Consider the following 20,945-nt stretch of genomic DNA (forward strand, 5'->3'; position numbering starts at 1 on the left):
TTATGCAAAAAATCGATAGAAAATTTAGGCTTGCTAGAATTTGGTCGAATGATGAGCTAAAGAAATATGCTCATTTATTTGAAGGTAATGTTATTAATGTTTCTGCTGGAGAAAATATAGATAAGCAGGGCAAAACCTACGACCAATATTTTATTAATGCCTCAAAATTTTCCTTATCTAATTATAGTCCTGGGTCATTTAGAGGCTATGAAGGCAGACCTAATGAACATTTAATTGATCTTGAAAAACCGTTGATGGAGGAGCTCAAAAGACAGTTTGATGTAGTGTTTAATCACACCACGTTAGAACACGTTTTTGATGTTTTTACCGCTTTTAAAAATCTATGTGATCTCAGTAACGATGTTGTAATACTAGTTGTTCCATTCGCCCAAGAGCAACATGAGACAACAGATTTTTTTGACTACTGGCGTCTCACCCCAACTTGCATTCGCGAGCTTTTTAAGCGTAATGGTTTTTCAGTAATCTATGAATCAAGTAATAATGACTTTAATGCATGCACTTATTTATTTTCTATAGGATCAAGGAAACCTGAAAAATGGGTTGAGAAATTTCCTTTGATTGAACCTGAGAGGAACGCTGCTAATTGGATAGGATCAAATCCTGAAAAGAAGTCATTTTTTGGGAAAATTTTAAACAAACTATGAATCTCAGCAATGTAATAGTTGTTGTTCGTTCTGCTGGGGAAAGAACAATTGAACCTTGCAGGAATTTATTACTTGAGTTATTTCCAACATCAGATGTGCAGCTTATATCTGAAGTTCCTTTTTCAAAAGCAGTTGAAAAATCTTTTAAATTGGGAATTAATTCAGGTAAAGAATGGCTGGCTTGCATCGATGCTGACGTCTTAATTTCAAAAGAGCAAACTATTAAGTTTTTTGAATTTGCTTTTAATTCTCCCCCTGATTTATTCTGTATACAAAGCTTAATTTTGGATAAGTTTTTTCCAATCAAAAGACCATCTGGCATTCATTTGTATAGAACAAAGCTATGTGAAAAAGCAATTAAGTTTATTCCTAAAGAAGGTTTATCCTTACGCCCTGAATCATTTTTGAAAAGGGAAATGGCAATTTTGGGCTACCCCACTCAGCAATCAAATGTGGTGGTCGGAATTCATGATTTTGAGCAATATTATGCTGATATATATAGAAAGTGTTTCTTGCAAGCACATAAACACAAATCATATATAAAACCGGCATTAGAAATTTGGAGAAGTAGGAAAGAATTTGATATGGATTATCAGATTGCTATTTATGGTGCTACCGCAGGGAGTTTGTATGCAGATGAAGTGCTTGTAGATAAGCGATTTTTAGAAGATGAAGCAGTAGAAATTTTGAATCTAAAAGGAATTGAGGAAAAGGAGGCCCTTGATCCAATAACAAATGATGAAATCTCAAATATCATTCATAATTCAGGTATAAATAGGGATTTGCAGGGATTAATGTTTCCCGAATCAATGCTAAATATCCTATATGACAAAAGATATTTTGAAAGAAAACAGGGTAAAAAAGAAGTAAAATGGCGGGAGGAATTACTATTTAAGTTAATTAGAAAAATTGGTTCAGCCCTTATAAAATGTGGCAAATTGCTACATGAATTTGCCATAAAAAAGTAAATTATTTTTTAATGAGTAAAAAAATAAAGCTATTATTTTTAATGCATGATAGGCCTAAATACCCAAGCGGTCCAATTATTAATTATTTGCGCCTTTTGCCTAGACTTGTTGAAAAACAATATGAGGTCCACCTTTTAGCAATCTATCATCAAGATTGCCCAAATGCCAGAGAATTAAGTAAAATGGGAGTTCATCTTTATTCTACTCCTTACACATATTCGGAGATACTTGTACAATGGATTCTTCAAACTGCAGAGCTTATACAACCGGATATTTTCATCCCTGATGTTTCAACCCAAGGATGTTTTGCAGGTAAATGGTTATTAGAGGCGGGTATTCCTGTCATAAATACCCATCGTAGCGATGATGAATTGAACTGGGGCAAAGCAATATATTTTTCTGACCCAAGTTATAATTGGCTCTTGTCTGGTATTGTAAGTGTCAGCAGTTATTTGCAAAATGAGTTAAAGAATAGAATAGGATCAAGTTCAATATTACATGAAGTAATTCCTTCAGGAGTTGAAGTCTATTCCAATAAAATACTACATACATCGCAAAGAATAAATATTGTATTTTCAGGGCGCTTAGTAGAAAAGCAAAAGCGAATATTGTCTACCATTTCAGCCTTTAATTCTTTATGCAATAACCATAAAGAGATATATTTTACAATTATTGGCGATGGACCTGAAAGGATAAATTGCGAAAAATCAGTTTCTTCTGAAGGAAATAGTGACCGGTTTCAATTTACTGGGAGGCTTTTAGGAAGAAAATATAAAGAAGCTCTCTCCAATAATCATATTATAGTTTTGTTATCAGATTATGAGGGAACTCCAGGGGCTTTATTAGATGGAATGTCATGTGGGTTAATTCCCGTAGCGCTGCGATATAATGGAATTGATGAATTGATAGAGCATGAAATTAATGGGATCATCGTAGAAGACCGTTGTAATTCATTTATTAATGCTATAGCTAAATTGATTGATAACATCGAATTGAGAACAAGACTATCAAACTCGGCAAGATTAACAATAGAGCAAAGATACTCCATAGAAGTAATAGTCGATAAATGGGTACTATTATTCAGTCAAGTACTTCAATTGAAAAACCTTAAAAAAAAGAAATTTGTAGCTCCAGGAAAAATTATTTTGCCTAAACATAACCCTATATTACTGGAAGACAATAGATTACCGAATAAATCAATAATGAGAATTTTATTTGATTTGATTCCATATAGTAATAACCTTAGAAAAATGCTTAAATAAGAATGGCAGATAATTTTATTGATATTCCATTTGAGAAAAGTAATCTTGACAGATATATTGTTCGAACCTCAATATTACAGGCAATAACTGAAAGATTACCTATTTTGAATGGTAAATTACTCGATGCAGGCTGTGGTAAAATGCCATATAAAGAGTTTATTCTATCTAAAAGTAATGTTGAGCAATATGTTGGACTTGATATAGATTCTGCACTTGTTTACGATTCAGAAATTGGTCCGGATATTACATGGGATGGAAAAATAATGCCCTTTGATAATAACTCTTTTAATAGCTGTATGGCCACAGAAGTATTGGAGCATTGTCCAGAGCCGGAAGTATTTTTAAAAGAAGTACATAGAGTTTTGATGCCGGGAGGGATAATCTTTTTTACAGTACCATTTTTGTGGCCACTTCATGAAGTTCCCCATGATGAATACCGATATACTCCATTTTCCTTACAGAGGCATTTAGAGAATTCCGGTTTTACTCAAATTGAAATTTCCTCACTTGGAGGTTGGAATGCGAGTTTGGCCCAAATGATGGGATTGTGGGTAAGAAGGTCACCCATGTCTTCAAAAAAAAGAAGTATTTTGAGTAAATTATTTTTGCCAGTAATTAAGCATTTGCTTAAAACAGACCTCATACCTGAACATCATTCCGAGAGGAATATGGTTACCGGATTTGCTGGAGTTGCCTATAAACCTCAATGAAAAAAAACTTAGCTATTGTCAGTCCCAATCAGAATGCAGTTTCTGAAACCTTTATTCAGGCCCATAGAAATCTTGATGCCAAGGTTTATTTTTATTTTGGGGGATTTTTTCCTAGCGAATTGGAAAACAGTAATGATCTGAGGTTCAAAAAATGGAAATATTTAAAGTATTTCATCAAATCAAAAACAGGGATTATAAGGAATATTGGTTTTACAGAATATCAACTAGCCGAAAGTTTCAAACAGAATAAAATACAGGTTGTATTGGCAGAATACGGCCCAACTGGAGTAAAGATTCTTTCAGTTTGTAGGCGCTTGGGAATTCCTATGATTGTTCACTTTCACGGTTTCGATGCCACCGAAAAAAATATATTGAATAAATACAGTGAACAATATAGGCTGTTGTTTGACTATGCTATTAAAACCATAGCAGTTTCCAATTACATGAAAAATAGCCTGTTGCAATTGGGATGTTCAGAGGAAAAGATATTACTAAATATCTATGGGCCCCATCATGATTTTTATAAGGTACAGCCTTTGTACAATACCCAGCAGTTGGTGTCAGTTGGGAGGTTTGTAGAAAAAAAAGCACCTCATCTTACTATTTTGGCCTTTTCAAAAGTTGTTTATGAGTTTCCCAATGCTAAAATGCTCATGATAGGTGAAGGTCCCTTGTTGGGTCCTTGCATGGATTTGGTTAAATACCTGAAAATCGAAAACAATGTAGAATTCTTGGGTGTACAGGACAGAAATATTATAATAAAGCATTTTTCAAATTCTTTGGCTTACGTACAACACTCCAAAAAAGATATGAACGGCGATATGGAGGGGACACCTGTATCCATTTTAGAGGCCTCAGCAGCAGGATTGCCTGTAATCTCCACGTTTCATGCGGGTATTCCGGATGTAATTAAGAATGAAAAAACAGGATTATTGGTTGATGAAGAAAACGTTGAAGGGATGAGCGAATGTATGTTGCAATTACTTCGTAATCCGCAACAAGCAAAGAAATTGGGAACTGACGGGAAAAGATACATCCTGGAAAATCACACTTTGGAACAGCATCTTAATGAGATAAACAATCTAATCAATCAAATCAAAAATTGATCGGTTTAGTTTCTATATTGATACCCAATTTTAATAAAGAGACGTTCATTAGAAGAACATTAAAGTCCATTTTAAATCAATCATATACTTATTGGGAATGTATTATTGTTGATGATGGAAGTACAGATGATTCTTGGGAAATATTGAAATCTTTTGAGACGAAAGATAATAGATTTAAAATTTTCAAAAGACCGGATTATTTTAAGAAGGGGGCCAATAGTTGTAGGAATTTTGCTTTGGAAATAGCCTCTGGAGATTACATTGTTTGGTTTGACTCTGATGATTTGATGCTCGAAAATGCGCTATCCAATAGGTTAGCATTAATAAAAGGAAATGATTTTATAGCATTCCAAGGGCTTCAGTGGGATCTTAAAAGCAATTTTGGGTTAGTTATAAATAATATTGGAGGTACCAATACTTATTTTTCTTTTTTATTTTTTTTTCCGAAATGGTTGACTCCAAGCACTATTATAAAAAAATCCTTTTTAATAGAGAATAATATTTTCTGGGACAAAGATATCCCCTTTTACCAAGATATTTTTTATAATTTATCTCTGCTGTCTAATGCAAAAAAATTCGAATTCTTTCAAGACAAACCGGACTGGATTTGGGTAGATGCCCAAGAAAGTATGGGCAAGCAAATCAAAAAAGATCATGGAATTGCTTCACAGATTATTTTCATTGGGGCCCTAAAAATAATTATGGATAAGTTGAATATTGATCCAAAAGATCAAAAGCTTGTTCTATTAAAAAGAATGTATGCAGTTTTTTCACAAATGCAGGAAAATGGAAATTTTTTAAATCAGGAACCTGTGAATATTTATCTGGAATATATGAGTGAAAAGCGTTTACTTAAAAAGATTGAATATTTCTTTCTTAAAGCGCATTTAAAGTTAGGATTTACTTCATTGAAAAAAGGGAATCTGGTGTTAAAATTTCTCTTTTATAGAATCATTGACTGGAAAGTTTCTAAAAATGTAAAAAAATATAAGGAGAGTTTCCTCAAGGATTCAGTATTAATAAAGGATATTTTTTCCCAAGATTTTCAAAACAATATTTTGGGATGAAAATTATCAGGATTGTTCCGTATTTAGATTTTGGTGGAGTTGAGAAAAGGCTGGAACTGACAGCAAAAGGTTTTTTGAAAAAGAAGAAGCATGAACTGATTATAATAGTATTATCTACAATTGGGTCTACCGGTGAAAAAATTAGCGATATGGGGTTTGATGTTATATCCCTTGACCGAAACCCTAAAATCCCCAATATTGGAATTATTCGTAAACTTTATGCCATTTTCAAATCCCTTCAGCCGGATGTGATTCATTGTTCAGGATCTGAGGCTAACTTTCATGGGTTGATAGCGGCTTATTTAGCGGGGGTTCCTGTTAGGATTGGAGAGGAAATAGGATTTCCGAACCATGACTGGAAATGGAGATTGATTTTTCGTCTTACATTTAACCTAGCCCATCAGGTTATAGGAATATCAGAAGCAGTGAAGCAGAGGATTGTTGACTTGGGAGAAGTAAATGGTGACAAAGTGAGAGTGGTTTATAATCCCGTTGCAATCAAGGAAGGTGTGGGCCGAAGTTATAGCAGTAGGAACATTAAATCAGTCATCACAAAGTCATTTGTACTTGTGACTACAGGAAGATTGGTTCAAATAAAGAATCAGGATCTATTGATCAAAGTTTTTTCGCGTTTGATTATAAATAATCCAGATAAGAAATTGGAGTTGTGGATAGTAGGCGAGGGGCCTGAAAGGGAAAGCTTGCAGGCAACTATCCAAGATTTGGGTGTAGTGGATAAGGTAATGCTGTACGGTTATCAGGAGAATGTATTTCCATATTTGAATCAAGCCGATGCATTTATATTGCCCTCTTTTTCAGAAGGTTTTTCCATTTCTTTGGTGGAAGCTATGTCCAGCGGTTTGCCTTGTATAGCCACCAAGATTGGAGGGCCTTCAGAAATTATCACTTCAGGTACCGGGTATTTAATTGATCCAAAAGATTCCAATGATATACTTGATAAAATACAGAAAGTCATAGATTTGCCTGAAAATGAAAGGATCGAACTAGGTCGGAGGGCAAAAGAGGATGTTGAAAAAAGATTTTCAGTCGAAAAATACGTGCAGGATCTTATGAATTGCTATCTAGCTTCAAAGAATTGAAATAAATGAAATTGCGCCTTGCTTGATATATTAGTCCTATTTATTTGCCTCATTGCCCTGGTCAATACCAATCAAAGTATTGCGAAAAAACATGGATTGCCTGCAAAATATATCAATCAGCTTCATATATTATTGGCGTTTCACATTTTTTTCAGTGTAGTATTCACCGTTTACATATTGAATCTCGGTGGAGATTCTTATGGGTATTGGAAATACCTGATGGAGCAGGTACCTGTCCATTATCAAACCATGGGTGAGTTTTTCGGGACAAGTACGACGTTTATTCTTTGGATGAATTTTTATCCAAGCAAAGTCTTGGGCTTGGAATATATTACAGGAAATATCCTATATGGGTTTTTGGGTTTTATGGGCATGCGATACCTTTTTGTAATGGTAGCAGAATTATGGCCCACAAATTACAGTATTTTAGGTTTGCCTCTTTTTCCAACCATATTTTTTTTCCCTAATTTTCATTTTTGGACAGGAGGAGTAGGTAAGGATGTAGTTTGTTTTTGGGGAATTGCCTGGTTTATGTATGCAGTTCAAAACTATAGGAAAAGGTGGTGGCAGGGCTTGATTGCGCTGTTTTTTGTCTATATGGCAAGGCCACATATGGGATTAAGTGTAATTATGGCCGCGACATTGGCCATTTTGCTTGGCTCAGAAATCAAAGCCACATACAAAGCAGGTCTTTTGGTAATTGCAGTTTTAGGTTCTTTGTATTTATCAGTAGGTGCACTTGAATTTTTGGAAATTGAGGATTTTTCATTTGAGACTTTGGATGCACTCGCCACTAAAAAATCCGGTTATTTGAGTGTTGCAGGTTCATCTGTAGATACTTCAGGGTATAATATATTCATGAAGATTTTTACTTACATGTACCGGCCGTTGTTTATTGATGCTCATAATATCATGGCTTTTGTAAGTGGGTTTGAAAATATCCTCTATCTGTATCTTAGCTTTTTTATTTTCAGAAATTGGACACCCGAAGCCATCCGTGACATGCCTGTATTTATTAAAGCAGGGATGATTGCCTTTATTCCTATCACGATCGCTTTTGCAAGCTCACTCAGTAACTTGGGTATCATCATGCGGATGAAGAACATGACGATGATTTACTTCGTGCTTTTTGTATTTTTTTTAATTTCCTACAATAAGAATTTGAGATTCCTTAAAATGAAGGAGAAGATCAGGTATTATCAGAAGAGGGAGGAGATTATCAGGAAGAAGGCGGAGACTGCCACCCCACCCCCTTTGTCCCCCTGAAGACTTTACCCCCTGTATCCCCCTGAAGGGGAGATTGCTGACGCGCTGTTCCTTCTACCCCCTTTGTCCCCCTGAAGGGGGAGTTAGAGGTAATGATTAAGGATATTGGGAAAGTATGGGGAATGAATCCGTTAAGTTTCGGATGTGCCATATTGGTTTGCATTCTCCCTCCCACTTGGGGGAGGGTCGGGGAAAAATACCCCCTGTGTCCCCCTAGAGGGGGAATATGTTGAAATGAATTAAAATACTGGGAAAGTATGGGGAATGAATCCGTTAAGTTTCGGATTTGCCATATTGGTTTGGATACTCCCTCCCTTTTTGGGGAGGGTCGGGGTGGGGGTGTCATGGCTTGTGTGAAACTAGCTCCTTATTTTGCGGGAAAGATTTTGCCCATTGGGCTGTCCAAGATGGGAATTGGATTCTGGGAAATTTTGCACCCTGCGTCCTCCTGCCCCCTGTGTCCCCCTGAAGGGGGATTTGGCGGTATTTTAAAGGATTGGTTTAAGAGGAAAATTCTATTTCCAACTTTAGAAGAATCATTATAGCTTAAGATTCTCCCTCCCACTTGGGGGAGGGTCGGGGTGGGGATGTTATCCCCCTGAAGGGTGAGGTTTGATCCTAGAGATTTTATCAAGGATCTTGAAGGAGACAGCATCTATATCATCCCACAGCTCTTCATTTGTAATTCTCATTACTTCAATTCCAAGCTGATTGAGTTCGAAGGTCCTTCCGAGGTCGTATTCTGCTTGTTCAGGATTGAGGTGAATGCCTCCGTCGAGTTCTATGATCAGTCTGAGTTCATGGCAATAAAAATCAGCGATGAATTTATGAACTGGATGTTGTCGTCTGAATTTGTATCCCTCAAATTGTTTTTTTCTTAGTAAAGTCCAAAGGTTGTTTTCTGAAGGGGTTATATTTTTTCTCAATTCCCTTGCCCTTCTGAAAATTTCAGGGCTTGCTCCATAAAACAGGTTTTCTTTGTAAGACATAGGGTAAATTTACAAAGTCCTATATTTTCATAATCAAAATAAACGTTTAAGATCGTTTAAACTTCCCATAAGAAGTATTTATCTTGAATAAATCAGTGTCTAAAAAAATCCTTTTTCTTCCCAAGTATCCCAGGATGGGGGCGAGCAGCCGGCTGCGGACTTATCAATTTTTACCTTCTTGGAAAAAGGCAGGTTATGAGGTCAAAGTTTCCCCTTTTTTCAATGAATTCTACCTTAAAGAAAAATACATCGGACAGGGGGTTACCAAAAGCAATGTGTTGGCAAGCTACCTGAACAGGTTTTGGATATTGATGGGTTTTTGGAAGTATGATTTGATTTGGGTTGAAAAGGAACTGTTTCCCTTTTTTCCAGCATGGGCAGAGTGGGTATTGTCAAAGTTGGGCAAAGGTTATGTGGTGGATTATGATGATGCGGTGTTTCACCGTTATGACATGGCAAGGCGTCAGATAGTGAGGAAATGGTTGGGAAAAAAAATAGATGGGGTGATGCGCCATGCCAATATTGTTTGGGCAGGGAATTCTTATTTGGGAAATTGGGCGACAAAGGCAGGGGCAAAAAGAGTAGTGATTTTACCTACTGTCATAGATCCTGAAAGGTATTCCATGAAGGAATACACTTCTTCATATCCAGTTGTGGTAGGATGGATAGGTTCGCCTACCACCCTGAAGTATCTCAATGAGATCAGGCCTATCTTGGAGAAATTAAGCAAAGAATTGGATGTGTTGATTCAAGTGGTGGGGGGAAATAGGGATTGGAAGTTTGATGGGAAATTGAATTTGATCCCATGGACAGAAGAAGGGGAGGTATCTGCTATCCAAGGGATGGATATCGGTGTGATGCCATTACCGGATGATCCATGGGAGAAAGGGAAATGTGCTTACAAGCTGATCCAATATATGGCTTGTGGCTTGCCTGTCGTGGCATCTCCTGTTGGGATGAATGTGGATGTAGTTGTTCATGGCGAAAATGGATTTTTGGCCAAGACACAGGAAGAGTGGTATGGCTATCTCAAAATGTTAATTTTGGATGGGGAGTTGAGAAGGGAAATGGGAGGGAAGGGGTTTGAGTTGGTTAAGGAGCGGTTTACTGTGGAGGGGAATTTTGAATTGATTTTAAAAGAATTAAGAATTTTGAATGAAGAGTGATTTTAGGCAGTGGAAGTAGACAGTGGTTTGAGAACCGAGAAACGAGAAACGAGAGCCGAGAAACGAGAAACGAGAATAAGTCCGCAGTCTCAGGTAATAGTAGTGCCAAGTATTATGTACCAAGTACCAAGTACCAAGAAACGAGAGCCGAGAAACGATAATAAGTCGGCGAGTCTCAGTTTTCAGTCAACAGCTCCGAAAACAATTACAACAACTAGAACAATTACAACAACTAGAACAATTATAACCACTAGAACAATTACAACCACTTGAAAGAGACCCTTCGTTCCTCAGGGTGACGCCGATAAACAAATCACCAAATAACCATTTAACCCACATTGAATAAGTCAAAGAACCTTCTTTTTGTAACCTGGGATTCGGAAAGTACGAATTACCTGGAATCCTTGTTTTTTCCGATTTTTAAGGGATTGCAGGAAAAAGGGGGTATCCGTGTGCATGTAATGCAATTTTCCTGGGCAAGTCAAATAGAAGTTCAGCGGCTGACTGATTTGGCTGCTTCCCTTGATATCACTTATATCCAACACCCGATCCACCGCAAACCGGTGGCTTCCATCGGGGCGTTTTGGTCAATTTATCAGGGTACTTTTTACATCAAGCGGTATATTCAAGAGCATCAAATCGAAATCTTGATGCCCCGGTCGACTATGCCTGCGATGATGGTCAATAGACTTTGGGCTTGGCTTCGCAGACAACCTATTTCTTTGGTTTTTGATGCAGACGGTTTTCCTTTAGAGGAGCGGGTGGACTATGTGGGATTGGATCCCATGGGAAGACAGTACCGGTTTTTAAAAAATGAAGAGAAGAAGATTCTCCACCGTTCACATAAAGTGTTGACAAGATCAAAAAGGGCAATGGAAATCCATTTGGCAAACATTGGTATTTCACAGCGTGATAAATTTTGTGTAGTAGGAAATGGGCGTGACAGCAAGATTTTTCAACCCGACCTTGAAAGCCGGTTGAGGATCCGTCAGGAGTTGGGGATTATGGATAAGGACTTGTTGTGGGTTTATACCGGAACTGTTGGTCCCCAATATATGGTAGATGAGATGTTGAGGTTGTTTGAAAAACACCATTTGGCTCATCCAAACTCAAAATTTCTGATTTTGACACGGAATCCCGGTTATGTGGAAGAAAGGATTCCCAGCAACCTCCAAAATTTTGTTGTCATCAAGAATGGGGCGTATTCAGAAATTCCATTTTACCTGTCTGCAGCTGACTTGGGTCTGAGTTTAAGGAAATCTGCACCTAGTCTTGCAGGGATTGCTCCTATCAAGCTTGGAGAATATTTTTTGTGTGGTTTGCCTGTCATTGCCTCATCAGGAGTGGGCGACACGGAGGAAATGCTGAAGGATAAGGATTTTTGTTTTCTTATGGATTCCTCCGGCGATGAGTTGTTTACGGTTCGGTTTCAGGAATGGATTGGGGGATTGACCAAGTTGGATAAAGGGAAAATCAGGGATTTTGGGATGGAGAGGTTTAGTCTTGAGAAGAGTGTGGAGAGTTATTTGGTAATGTTGAATGATAAAAAAAGAATGTAGAATTCTGAATTCTTAATGCAGAATAATGGGAATTGAGGTGATGGGGGTGGAAATGGTATTAATTTTTGGGCTACTCGTATTGTTGCTTTGGGTGAATGTGAGGCTGGGTAGAAAGATCGGTTTTTCCAAAATGCAGATGAATATTCTGCAGGTCCTTTGCATTTATCATTTTCTGTTTTCCTTTGTTTTTAACTATTACCTTCAGAAAAACGGCGGTGATGCCATACGTTATTGGGAACTGACTGCTGACATATCCCAAAACCCCGTTTCTTGGATGGACTATTGGGGAAGCAGGACTTTTTTTATCCAATGGCTCAACTATATCCCTTCCAAGGTTTTGGGGTTGGGATTTTTGTTTGGCAATGTCCTTTATGCATTTATTTCCTTTTTGGGGATTAGGGAGATCTATCTGGTAGCGGTAAAATATTGTCCTGAAACCTCTTCCAAATGGATACAGATTGGTTGGTTGGGTTTGTTTTTCCTTCCCAATCTTCATTTTTGGTCAGCAGGAGTTGGCAAGGAAGCCCTATTGGTATTGGGGATGGGATGGGCTGTGAAAGGCATGGGGGATTTGCCGAGGCACTGGATATTTTTGGCGTTGGGGGTGCTGCTTTCTTTTTGGGTACGTCCTATTGCAGGAGTGGTTTTGGGTGGAGTGGCGTGGGTTTATTTATTGTCTCAACCCGGGATATCCTTTCCAGCAAAGTCAGCTGTCAGTATTTTGGTAGTGGCGGTTGGAATTTTGGCATTGAACAGGGTATTCATCTCCATGCATTTGGAGGAATATTCTTTAGAGGCGGTTGTGCAATTTATTGCCGGGCAACAGGAGTTTTTGAGGGGATTTGGGGCCGGTTCGGAGGTCAACATGGAGGAATATGGCTGGGGACAAAAGTTATGGACGTTTTTTTTCAGGCCTTTCTGGCATGAAGTCAGGGATTTTTGGGATTTGGCGGCAGTGGTGGAAAACAGCTTGGCCTTAGTTTTATTGATTGGGTTGGTTTTGGGTCAGGTGTATGCCTGGTATAAGAAAATAAGGTTATCTATCCCGGGGGTGTTTTATGCAGGGTTGGCTGTGATGGTGTTGATGGGGGTGGTGTATGCCTTGACGCTGAATAATCTGGGGATAATGGTGAGGATGAAGAGTACGTATATGGTTTTTCTTTATCTTTTTTCAATTTATGGCTTGGGAACTTTCAAAGTTCAATCGGTAAAAAGTAACTAGGTTCTCTGGAAAACACGAATGCTTTGAATAGTAATTATTAATCTCATTCCAAGTTTTGACGCTTTAAAGGTTTATCAAAAGTCTTTTATATAGCTACTTTTTTTCTTGACAAAAAAAGTAGCCAAAAAAGTCAAGACGGCAGAATCCTATCCACGCACAAGGCCTGTGCCGGCCCGGTCCGCCGTCATTCCTCCCCACCTCAAACATAGGAGATTCTGTTTTAATTATATTATTTCGCGTTTTGTCAGTTATGTGCAACAATGTCTGTATGCATATTCATAGATATTGTTTCAGAAATTTAAGTTTTGTCTCGCGATTCTGGGTTTGGGGGAAAAGTTTGAGAAACATTATGGATATGGTGAGGATACATAAATATTAATGAATAAATCCTATCATTGTAATCTTTAAGAATAAGCGGTAATTAATAAAATTTCTTTGCTTTTGGAAGGGCCTATTTTTACTATTTCGTTGGATTTTGAACTCCACTGGGGCAGGTTTGATAAATATCCTGTGGAGAAGTACCTTTCCTATTATTCGGAGACTAGAAAAGTCATTCCCAAAATCCTTGAGCTGTTTGAAAAATATGGGGTGCACGCCACTTGGGCAGCCGTGGGTGGATTGATGGCTGAAAATGTAGAAGAATGGAGGCATTATTCGCCCAAGGTTTTGCCGTCCTACGAGGACAAGGGATTTTCGGCCTACTCCTGGTTGGATTCCCAAAAAGAGATTTTTCCTGAAACATTGTTTGCACCCCAATTGGTCAAGGAAATTTTGCTTACCAAAGGACAGGAATTGGGTTGCCATACCTATGCCCATTATTATACCTGCGAAAAGGGTCAAGAATTAGCACAGTTTAGGGCGGATTTGAAGGCTGCCCAAAATCTGGCCGAACAAAAATTCAATACGAAGCTAGAGAGTCTGGTTTTTCCAAGAAACCAATATGACCCGCAAGTGCTGCAGGTGGCTTGGGAGGAGGGTTTTAAAACCTTGCGTTCCAATCCGGCAGACTGGTTTTGGAAACATACTGAGGAAAGGAGTTTTGTGAAAAGGTTGTTCCGGACAGGGGATACCTTGATCCCGTTGGGAAAGGATAGTTTTTATCCTTTGCCTGAGGCAAATGCTGATGAAGGGCCTGTTTTGCTCCCTACCTCAAGGTTGCTCCGTCCTTATGTAGGCAACAGGATAAGTCACCTGCAGCGGTTTTCACGGATCAAATCGGAGATGCAAAGAACTGCCGAAAAGGGGATGGTGTATCACTTGTGGTGGCATCCGCACAATTTTGGTCACTTTCCCGAACAAAATCTGCAGTACTTGGAGGAATTGTTGGTTTTCTTTGAGGGGCTTAGAGAAGAGTATGGGATGAAATCATTGAATATGAAGGAAACGGCGGAATTGGTGAGGGGATTTGGAATGGAGAGGTAATAATGAAGAGTGTTTGTAAGTGGTAAGAGGGTTTGGAATGGTGAATTAATAATGATGAATGATTGGGAATGGTAAATGGTAAGAGGGTTTGGAATGGTGAATTAATAATGATGAATGTTTTGAAAGTGGTAAGAGGTGGAAGGTTTTGGAATGCTGAATTATGAATTAATAATGAAGGGGTATTTGAAGAAATTGGGGTTGAGGTTGAATGGGTGAGCGGTAATTAATCCGAAGGTAACATTGGGATAACATGAGATGGATATTTGTTAATAGGGATTGTTTTATTGAATATTGAAAAAATCATATAAGTAGAAAAATAGGTCTGAAATAAAGAAATATATTAATGGAATTTAAAAAAATACCCTGATCAGGGTATTTTTTTTTGTTTGGTCTTTATTTACTTTTGGTTCGGGTGATTAAGCGATTTTTAGCATTGATTTTTTATCGAAAGATTTCTAAACTAGGTAGGGATTGTCAAAAGAAGATTTTTTAGCCCTACTTTATTTTTCTTTTACCGCCAAGGGCGCGAAGGTTTCGCAAAGGGGAGCAATTAACTTACCACAGAGGGCACAGGGGGCGCAGAGAAGACATTCTGAGAGCCTCTACGCGTGAGGAATTTTTTCTTTAACCGCAATAGACGCTAAGGTTTCGCAAAGGGGCGCAAGGAGAGAATTCTCATTCAACCTTCATCCTTTTTTGTTTCTCCTTTTTCTCTATGGTGATTAATTTATTCGTTTGATTACCACTGAGGGCACAGAGGGCACAGAGTTTTTGTTATTTATTGGTTAGAGCCCTGAAGGGGCGGGATATCAAAGGGATGGGAGAAGCCCATCCATAGAAGTGTGGTGGATTCTCTCGAGCCCTGAAGGGGCGGGATAATTTCTTCGTCAAGTTTCGCCCTTTCAGGGCTGATTGGAACTCACCGCAATGGACGCTAAGGGGAGCAATTAACTTACCACTGAGGGCACAGGGGGCACGGAGAAAAGATCCGAAGGCCAACCGATCCCGTTATCCTGCTTCTCCAGAAGCTGGATCTAATTTTTTTACCACCGAGCTCACCGCCGGCACAGAGAAATGATTCATCATCCTTCATCCTTTTTTGTTTCTCCTTTTTCTCTGCGGCTCTGCGTGAGGTGATTTTTTTTACCGCAATGGGCGCTAAGGTTTCGCAAAGGGACGCAAAGTGAGGTCAATGATATTACCACAGAGGGCACAGGGGGCACGGAGAAAAGATCCGAAGGCCAACCGGTCCCGTTATCCTGCTTCTCCAGAAGCTGGATCTAATTATTTGCCACCGAGGGCACAGAGAAAAGATTCATCATCCTTCATCCTTTTTCCTTCATCCTTTTTTGTTTCTCCTTTTTCTCTGCGGCTCAGCGTGAGATGATTTTTTTTTTACCGCAATGGGCGCTAGTGTTTCGCAAAGGGATTGATAATTCACCACAGAGCACACAGAGGGCACAGAGGGCAAAATTCATTCAGCATTCTTAGAGGGAACAGCGTCCATTCAGCATTTTGAATTCATAATTTTTCATTTGTCTAATATTTACTTTATTTATTTATATTTGAAGCCTTATCGACACCCGCTTAGTATTTATGAAGCAACTTACCCTCTGGATTGTTTTTTTACTTTTAGCAGTTTCCTGTATCAGCAACAAAAGGATCACCTACCTCCAAAATCTTCCTGAGAATGAACCCATTGAATTGGATCAGTTTATTCCCTTTGCAGAAGTGGAGTACAGGTATATCCTACAGCCCTTTGATATTGTAGACATTGATTTTGCTTCTTCCAATGAGGAGCTGACCAAGGCATTTGAATTTCAGGGATCGAGGAATATGAGGGGCGGCGGAGGAGGAATGGGCGGTGGGGCCGGAGATATCTTTTACTTTACAGGGTATTCTCTCGATCAGGAGGGATATATTCTTTTGCCGAAGATCGGGAGGTTGAAAATAGCAGGACTGAGTGAGGAAGAGGCAAGGGTCAAGGTTCAGGAGGAAATCAGGGCCTATTTCAAAGAAGAGGTTTTTGTGAAGCTCAGAATAGGAGGGATCCGTTTTACTGCCATGGGAGAATTCAATGGTGGAGGTCCCATGGTGATTATGAAAAACAGGGCCACCATTTTTGACGCCATTTCCATGGCCGGTGAATCCAATATCCTGGCGAGAAAGAACAAACTGTTTTTGATCAGGCAATATGATGGGGGAACCAAAATCCATCAGATCAATCTGAATGACCGGGCTTTGTTGGCCTCCCCGTTTTATTTTATCCAACCCAATGACATCCTCTATTTGGAGCCTATGAAAATCAGGCAATATGGTAATGCAAACAACTTGTCTGCCTCTTTGGGATTGATCATTTCAGTAACTTCCTCCATCATTTTGATTTTCGCATTAATCAGAGGCAATATATGATTGACGGCAAAATAGATATTTCGAAGTTTGAGCAGGAAGCGAAGCCGATTGACATCAAATATTACCTGATCAAATACTCACGGTATTGGCCATTGTATGCTACCTGCATTTTTATTGCGATGGTTTTGGTGTTCCTTTTTCACCGCTATACCGTGGAAGAATATCAGGTGCAGGGAAGTGTATTGATCAAACCCAAAAATTCTCCTGAAGTACGGATATTGGACAGGTCCAATATATTTTCCGGAAGCAACAACCTCGAAAATGACATTCTTTTATTCACTTCCAAAAATCTGGCTGAGGAAGCTTTGAAAAAAGTGCATTTTGAGGTGAGTTATTATGCTTCCACCAATATCAAGGAGGTAGAATTATATGATAAATCACCTGTTAAGGTTTTGGTTGATTGGTCTGTCCATCAGGCAGAAGGAGGTACTGTACACCTCACCAAGGTTTCAGAGACGGAGTTTACCCTGACACAGGAGGATAAGACCTTTTTTGACTTTTTCAATTCCAAAAACAACAGGCCATTGGATGAGGCCATTTTGAACAAGACCTATAAATTTGGAGAAGTCATTCTGTCGGACAGGTCTAAGTTTGTCGTCCAAAAGGTAAAGGACATGGCCATAGGTGACATGATCTATTTTATCATCCACAGTCCAGTGGATATTTTGGATCGTTATTCCAAAGCTGTGACCGTGAGGCCTATCAATAATCTGGGAACGGTATTGCAGGTGACCATGGTGTCGCAGGTGGTGGAGAAAGGACGGGATTATGTCAATGCCCTGATGGATTCCTACATTGAGTTTGACCTGCGGGAAAAGAACCGGATTACTGAAAACACCCTGAGGTTTATAGATGACCAAATGCATATCCTGGAAGATACCCTGAAGATGGTGGAAAGCTCCATGCTGAACTTCAAGGTGGATAATAAGCTGATGGATGTCAATTCGGAATTTGGAGGCGTTTTGGGGAATATACAATCCCTGGAAGGGATGATCCAAAACATAGATTTTGAGCTGAGTTATTATGAATCCCTTCAGACCTATCTCAGTACCAAAACCATGGATTATGGGGATATTATCGCCCCGTCGATAGTGGGATTGAGTGACGGTTTTTTGAATAGCCTGATCCAAAGTTTGGTTGGAGTGTCCATGGAAAGGAGGAAACTTTTGGCTGTAGTCAACGATAACCACCCCAATGTGGTGGTGTTGGATGAACAGATCAGCAAGTTGCGGGAAAATATTTTTGAAAATATCAACAACCTTGTTTCCAATACAGAAAGGCGAAAGGCCGAAGCACAGAAAAAGCTTTCGCAATTGGATGATAAATTTGCACAATTGCCACAAACTGAATCGGATTATACCAAAATCCTGCGGCAGTATAAACTCAGGGAAAATCTATACAATTACCTTTTGGAAAAAAGGGCAGAGGCAGGCATTGCCAAAGCTTCCAATGTTTCGGACAATGCCGTTCTTGATTATGCACGCAGGGGAAGTCTGATTTTCCCTAAGAAAACACAGAATTACGGATTGGCTTTTGGGTTGGGTTTTTTCATTCCTTTGTTGGTATTGTTTGCCTACCATTATCTCAATAACAGGATTATGGATCAGATCCAACTAAAGAATTCAATTCGTATTCCTCTGTTGGGAACCATTGGTTTGAGTAATAAGGAAACCAATATGATTGTCGCTGAGCATCCCAAAGCTATGGTATCGGAGTCTTTCCGGTCTTTGCGGTCTGCTTTGTTTTATATTGCCAGTGAAAAAAAGTGTAAAAAGATATTGGTCACTTCCTCAGTTTCGGGTGAGGGCAAGACCTTCGTCAGTCTCAACCTTGCTGCTGCCATGGCATTGAGTGGCAAGAAGACAGTTCTGATCGGATTGGATTTAAGAAAGCCTAAAATAGCGGATTATGTAGGTGTGGGTAATAAGGTTGGTTTGTCTTCCTATTTGGTAGACAGGTCCACCAAAGAGGAGATTGTAATCCAAACCAAATACGATAACCTGTATATCGTCCCGTCCGGCCCTATCCCTCCAAACCCTGCGGAATTGTTGCTGAAGGATAAGATGGAAGAGTTTCTCACCTATCTGGAAGGAGAATTTGATGTGGTCGTCATGGATACACCACCTATCGGGTTGGTATCCGAGACCACTGACTTATTGCGTTTTTCGGATATAAACCTATATATCATCCGTCAGGATTACACCCACAAAAAGTACCTTTTGATGATCAATGACCTATATGCCAATGATCAGGTAAGGGATTTCTATGCGGTATTTAACGGTATCCGTGCGGGAGGTGACGTGTATGATTTTGGAGGCTATAATTACGGGTATGGCTACAATTATTCCTACATGAAGAAAAACAATGTCACCGGAAACTATTACGAAGATGCTGAAGGGGAAAAGAAGCCGACTTTCTGGGTTGATAAGTTTTTTGCGAAGTTTAGGGTGTAACGGAGCGTAATTCTGAGTGTTGCGAAGAATCTCAGGGGAGGTTGTAGTGGTTGTCTGCTTCGCGTTTTCGGGCGTCACCCTGAGGAACGAAGGGTCTCTGGTTGTAGTAGTTGTAATTGTTGTCAGCTGCGCGTTGTCGAGTTGTCGGGCGTCACCCTGAGTCTCAAACATTTTGTAAATGTTCAGAAAAGGAATGACATTGAAACTATTTTATTTCGGCCTCGGCAAGCTCGGCCACTGAGGTTGTTCTCGGGAGAGGGTGAGGAGGGAAAAGCGGCTAAGCCGCTTTTCCCTCCTCACCCTCCTAACACCGAATCTCCGATCCCTGAGCTTGTCGAAGGGGGAAATTCCATTTCTGTCATTGGTAGGAACGAAGGGTCTCTGGTTGTAGTAGTTGTAATTGTTCTAGTTGTTGTAATTGTTGTCGGGTTGTCAGCTTCGCGTTGTCAAGTTGTCGGGTTTGGTTCAGGCTTGATACTTGATACTTCGTACTTGATACTTGATACTTCGTACTTGATTCTTGATACTTCGTACTTGGTACTTGGTACTTAATACTTGATACTCAAAATGAAAAAAGTTGCTTTGATTCCTGCGCGGTATGCGTCTACAAGGTTTCCTGCCAAGTTGGTACAGGATCTATGTGGCATGTCGGTCATCCAGAGGACGTATTTGAGTACGGTCCAAACCGGGGTTTTTGATCAGGTGGTGGTCGTGACAGACCATCAGGCGATAGCGGACCAAATTATTGCTGTAGGAGGGGAGGTTTTTTTCAGTACAAGGGAATTTGAAAGCGGTTCGGATAGGATCGCTGAGGCAGCTAGGAACATAGATGCGGATATTTTTGTCAATGTGCAAGGGGACGAACCCTTTCAGGACAGGCAGTCTTTGGATGATCTGACCGCAGTATTTTCAAATTCTGAGGTGCAGGTGGCTTCTATGATGTTTTCCATTTCTGCTGCTGAAGCCCAAAATCCAAATGCTGTCAAGGTGGTTTTGGACAAGGATAGTTTTGCACTTTACTTTAGCAGAAGCCCCATACCCTATATTCGAGAAAAAGGGGTGGAGATTTCCTATTGGAAGCATGTGGGGATCTATGCCTACCGCAAAGAAGCCCTTTTGGCTTTTACAGGATTGCCCAAGTCGTTTTTGGAAACCACAGAGATGTTGGAGCAGTTGAGGTTGTTGGAAAATGGCGTTAATATCAAGATGGTACCGACCACCCATCAGGCTATTGCGGTTGACACCAAGGAGGATCTGGAAAGGGCAGTGGCGTGGTGCTTGGAAAATAAACTTTTCTAGATTTCTGTTTTTCCGATATTCAAGGAGTAGGATCATGGATATACGCTTCTTTGCCAGTAACCTCATATTCTTCTTCATAGGGACGGAAGACGGAAGTCGGAAGACCGATGTACCGGGTATTTCAGTCCGCAGACAAGAATTTAAATGGATATCCAATCTACTGGCACAATTACGTACATACTTTAGTAAGATTAATTAACCACAAAGATTCTGTGTTAAGAATCAAGATAAAATATAAAATTTTTATCTTTAACCATTAAATCAGCTTAAGCTAGATTC

At 39.5% G+C, this 20,945-nt stretch carries 16 protein-coding genes; 15 read left to right on the forward strand and 1 reads right to left on the reverse strand.

Translation table 11 applies throughout. The features are described from left to right. Nucleotides 1-2: 2 nt before the first annotated feature. The 8 genes from MMU05_RS21360 to MMU05_RS21395 are packed head-to-tail and all read left to right on the forward strand — an operon-like array spanning nt 3 to nt 8,144. Nucleotides 3-665, forward strand: coding sequence for a hypothetical protein (locus tag MMU05_RS21360; RefSeq protein ID WP_241143689.1), 663 nt, complete (start codon nt 3-5; stop codon nt 663-665). After that, nucleotides 662-1,633, forward strand: coding sequence for a hypothetical protein (locus MMU05_RS21365; RefSeq protein ID WP_241143690.1), 972 nt, complete (start codon nt 662-664; stop codon nt 1,631-1,633). Before MMU05_RS21360 ends, MMU05_RS21365 begins: the two co-directional genes overlap by 4 nt. An 11-nt stretch (nt 1,634-1,644) precedes the next feature. After that, nucleotides 1,645-2,895: a glycosyltransferase family 4 protein gene (locus tag MMU05_RS21370; RefSeq protein WP_241143691.1), complete on the forward strand. Its 1,251-nt coding sequence runs from the start codon at nt 1,645-1,647 to the stop codon at nt 2,893-2,895. Nucleotides 2,896-2,897: 2 nt separating this feature from the next. Next, entirely contained in the window at nt 2,898-3,605 is a 708-nt protein-coding gene (locus MMU05_RS21375) for a class I SAM-dependent methyltransferase (protein ID WP_241143692.1), read from the forward strand. Further along, complete coding sequence (locus MMU05_RS21380) at nt 3,602-4,711, forward strand: glycosyltransferase family 4 protein (RefSeq protein WP_241143693.1); 1,110 nt, start codon at nt 3,602-3,604, stop codon at nt 4,709-4,711. Before MMU05_RS21375 ends, MMU05_RS21380 begins: the two co-directional genes overlap by 4 nt. After that, nucleotides 4,708-5,778: a glycosyltransferase family 2 protein gene (locus MMU05_RS21385; RefSeq protein WP_241143694.1), complete on the forward strand. Its 1,071-nt coding sequence runs from the start codon at nt 4,708-4,710 to the stop codon at nt 5,776-5,778. The genes MMU05_RS21380 and MMU05_RS21385 overlap by 4 nt, the downstream gene beginning before the upstream one ends. Continuing rightward, the gene (locus MMU05_RS21390) at nt 5,775-6,878 is read left to right on the forward strand and encodes a glycosyltransferase (protein WP_241143695.1); all 1,104 of its coding nucleotides are present in this window, start codon (nt 5,775-5,777) and stop codon (nt 6,876-6,878) included. The genes MMU05_RS21385 and MMU05_RS21390 overlap by 4 nt, the downstream gene beginning before the upstream one ends. Before the next feature lie 18 nt (nt 6,879-6,896). Next, nucleotides 6,897-8,144, forward strand: a complete 1,248-nt coding sequence (locus tag MMU05_RS21395) for a hypothetical protein (protein WP_241143696.1) — start codon at nt 6,897-6,899, stop codon at nt 8,142-8,144. 590 nt (nt 8,145-8,734) lie between these two features. On the opposite strand, the gene MMU05_RS21400 is transcribed toward MMU05_RS21395, so the two are convergent. Further along, on the reverse strand, nt 8,735-9,133 hold the full coding sequence (locus tag MMU05_RS21400; RefSeq protein WP_241143697.1) for an endonuclease domain-containing protein: 399 nt from the start codon (nt 9,131-9,133) through the stop codon (nt 8,735-8,737). Between the two features lie 95 nt (nt 9,134-9,228). Between MMU05_RS21400 and MMU05_RS21405 the strand changes: the two genes are divergently transcribed. The 7 genes from MMU05_RS21405 (at nt 9,229) to kdsB (ending at nt 20,666) form a co-directional block, all read left to right on the forward strand. Continuing rightward, nucleotides 9,229-10,299, forward strand: a complete 1,071-nt coding sequence (locus MMU05_RS21405) for a glycosyltransferase family 4 protein (RefSeq protein ID WP_241143698.1) — start codon at nt 9,229-9,231, stop codon at nt 10,297-10,299. Between the two features lie 338 nt (nt 10,300-10,637). Continuing rightward, nucleotides 10,638-11,858 (forward strand): glycosyltransferase family protein, encoded by a 1,221-nt coding sequence (locus MMU05_RS21410; RefSeq protein ID WP_241143699.1) that lies wholly within the window; start codon nt 10,638-10,640, stop codon nt 11,856-11,858. Between the two features lie 25 nt (nt 11,859-11,883). Further along, the gene (locus MMU05_RS21415) at nt 11,884-13,080 is read left to right on the forward strand and encodes a hypothetical protein (RefSeq protein WP_241143700.1); all 1,197 of its coding nucleotides are present in this window, start codon (nt 11,884-11,886) and stop codon (nt 13,078-13,080) included. Nucleotides 13,081-13,521: 441 nt separating this feature from the next. Next, nucleotides 13,522-14,502, forward strand: coding sequence for a polysaccharide deacetylase family protein (locus MMU05_RS21420; RefSeq protein WP_241143701.1), 981 nt, complete (start codon nt 13,522-13,524; stop codon nt 14,500-14,502). Nucleotides 14,503-16,098: 1,596 nt separating this feature from the next. Next, entirely contained in the window at nt 16,099-16,914 is an 816-nt protein-coding gene (locus tag MMU05_RS21425) for a polysaccharide biosynthesis/export family protein (protein WP_241143702.1), read from the forward strand. Further along, a complete protein-coding gene (locus MMU05_RS21430) occupies nt 16,911-19,367 on the forward strand; it encodes a GumC family protein (protein WP_241143703.1) in 2,457 nt (818 codons plus the stop codon). Before MMU05_RS21425 ends, MMU05_RS21430 begins: the two co-directional genes overlap by 4 nt. Before the next feature lie 567 nt (nt 19,368-19,934). Then, nucleotides 19,935-20,666: a 3-deoxy-manno-octulosonate cytidylyltransferase gene (gene kdsB / locus MMU05_RS21435; RefSeq protein ID WP_241143704.1), complete on the forward strand. Its 732-nt coding sequence runs from the start codon at nt 19,935-19,937 to the stop codon at nt 20,664-20,666. Nucleotides 20,667-20,945: the final 279 nt, after the last annotated feature.

Origin of the sequence: Cognataquiflexum rubidum (assembly GCF_022538115.1) — a bacterium.
Lineage (GTDB): Bacteria > Bacteroidota > Bacteroidia > Cytophagales > Cyclobacteriaceae > Cognataquiflexum > Cognataquiflexum rubidum.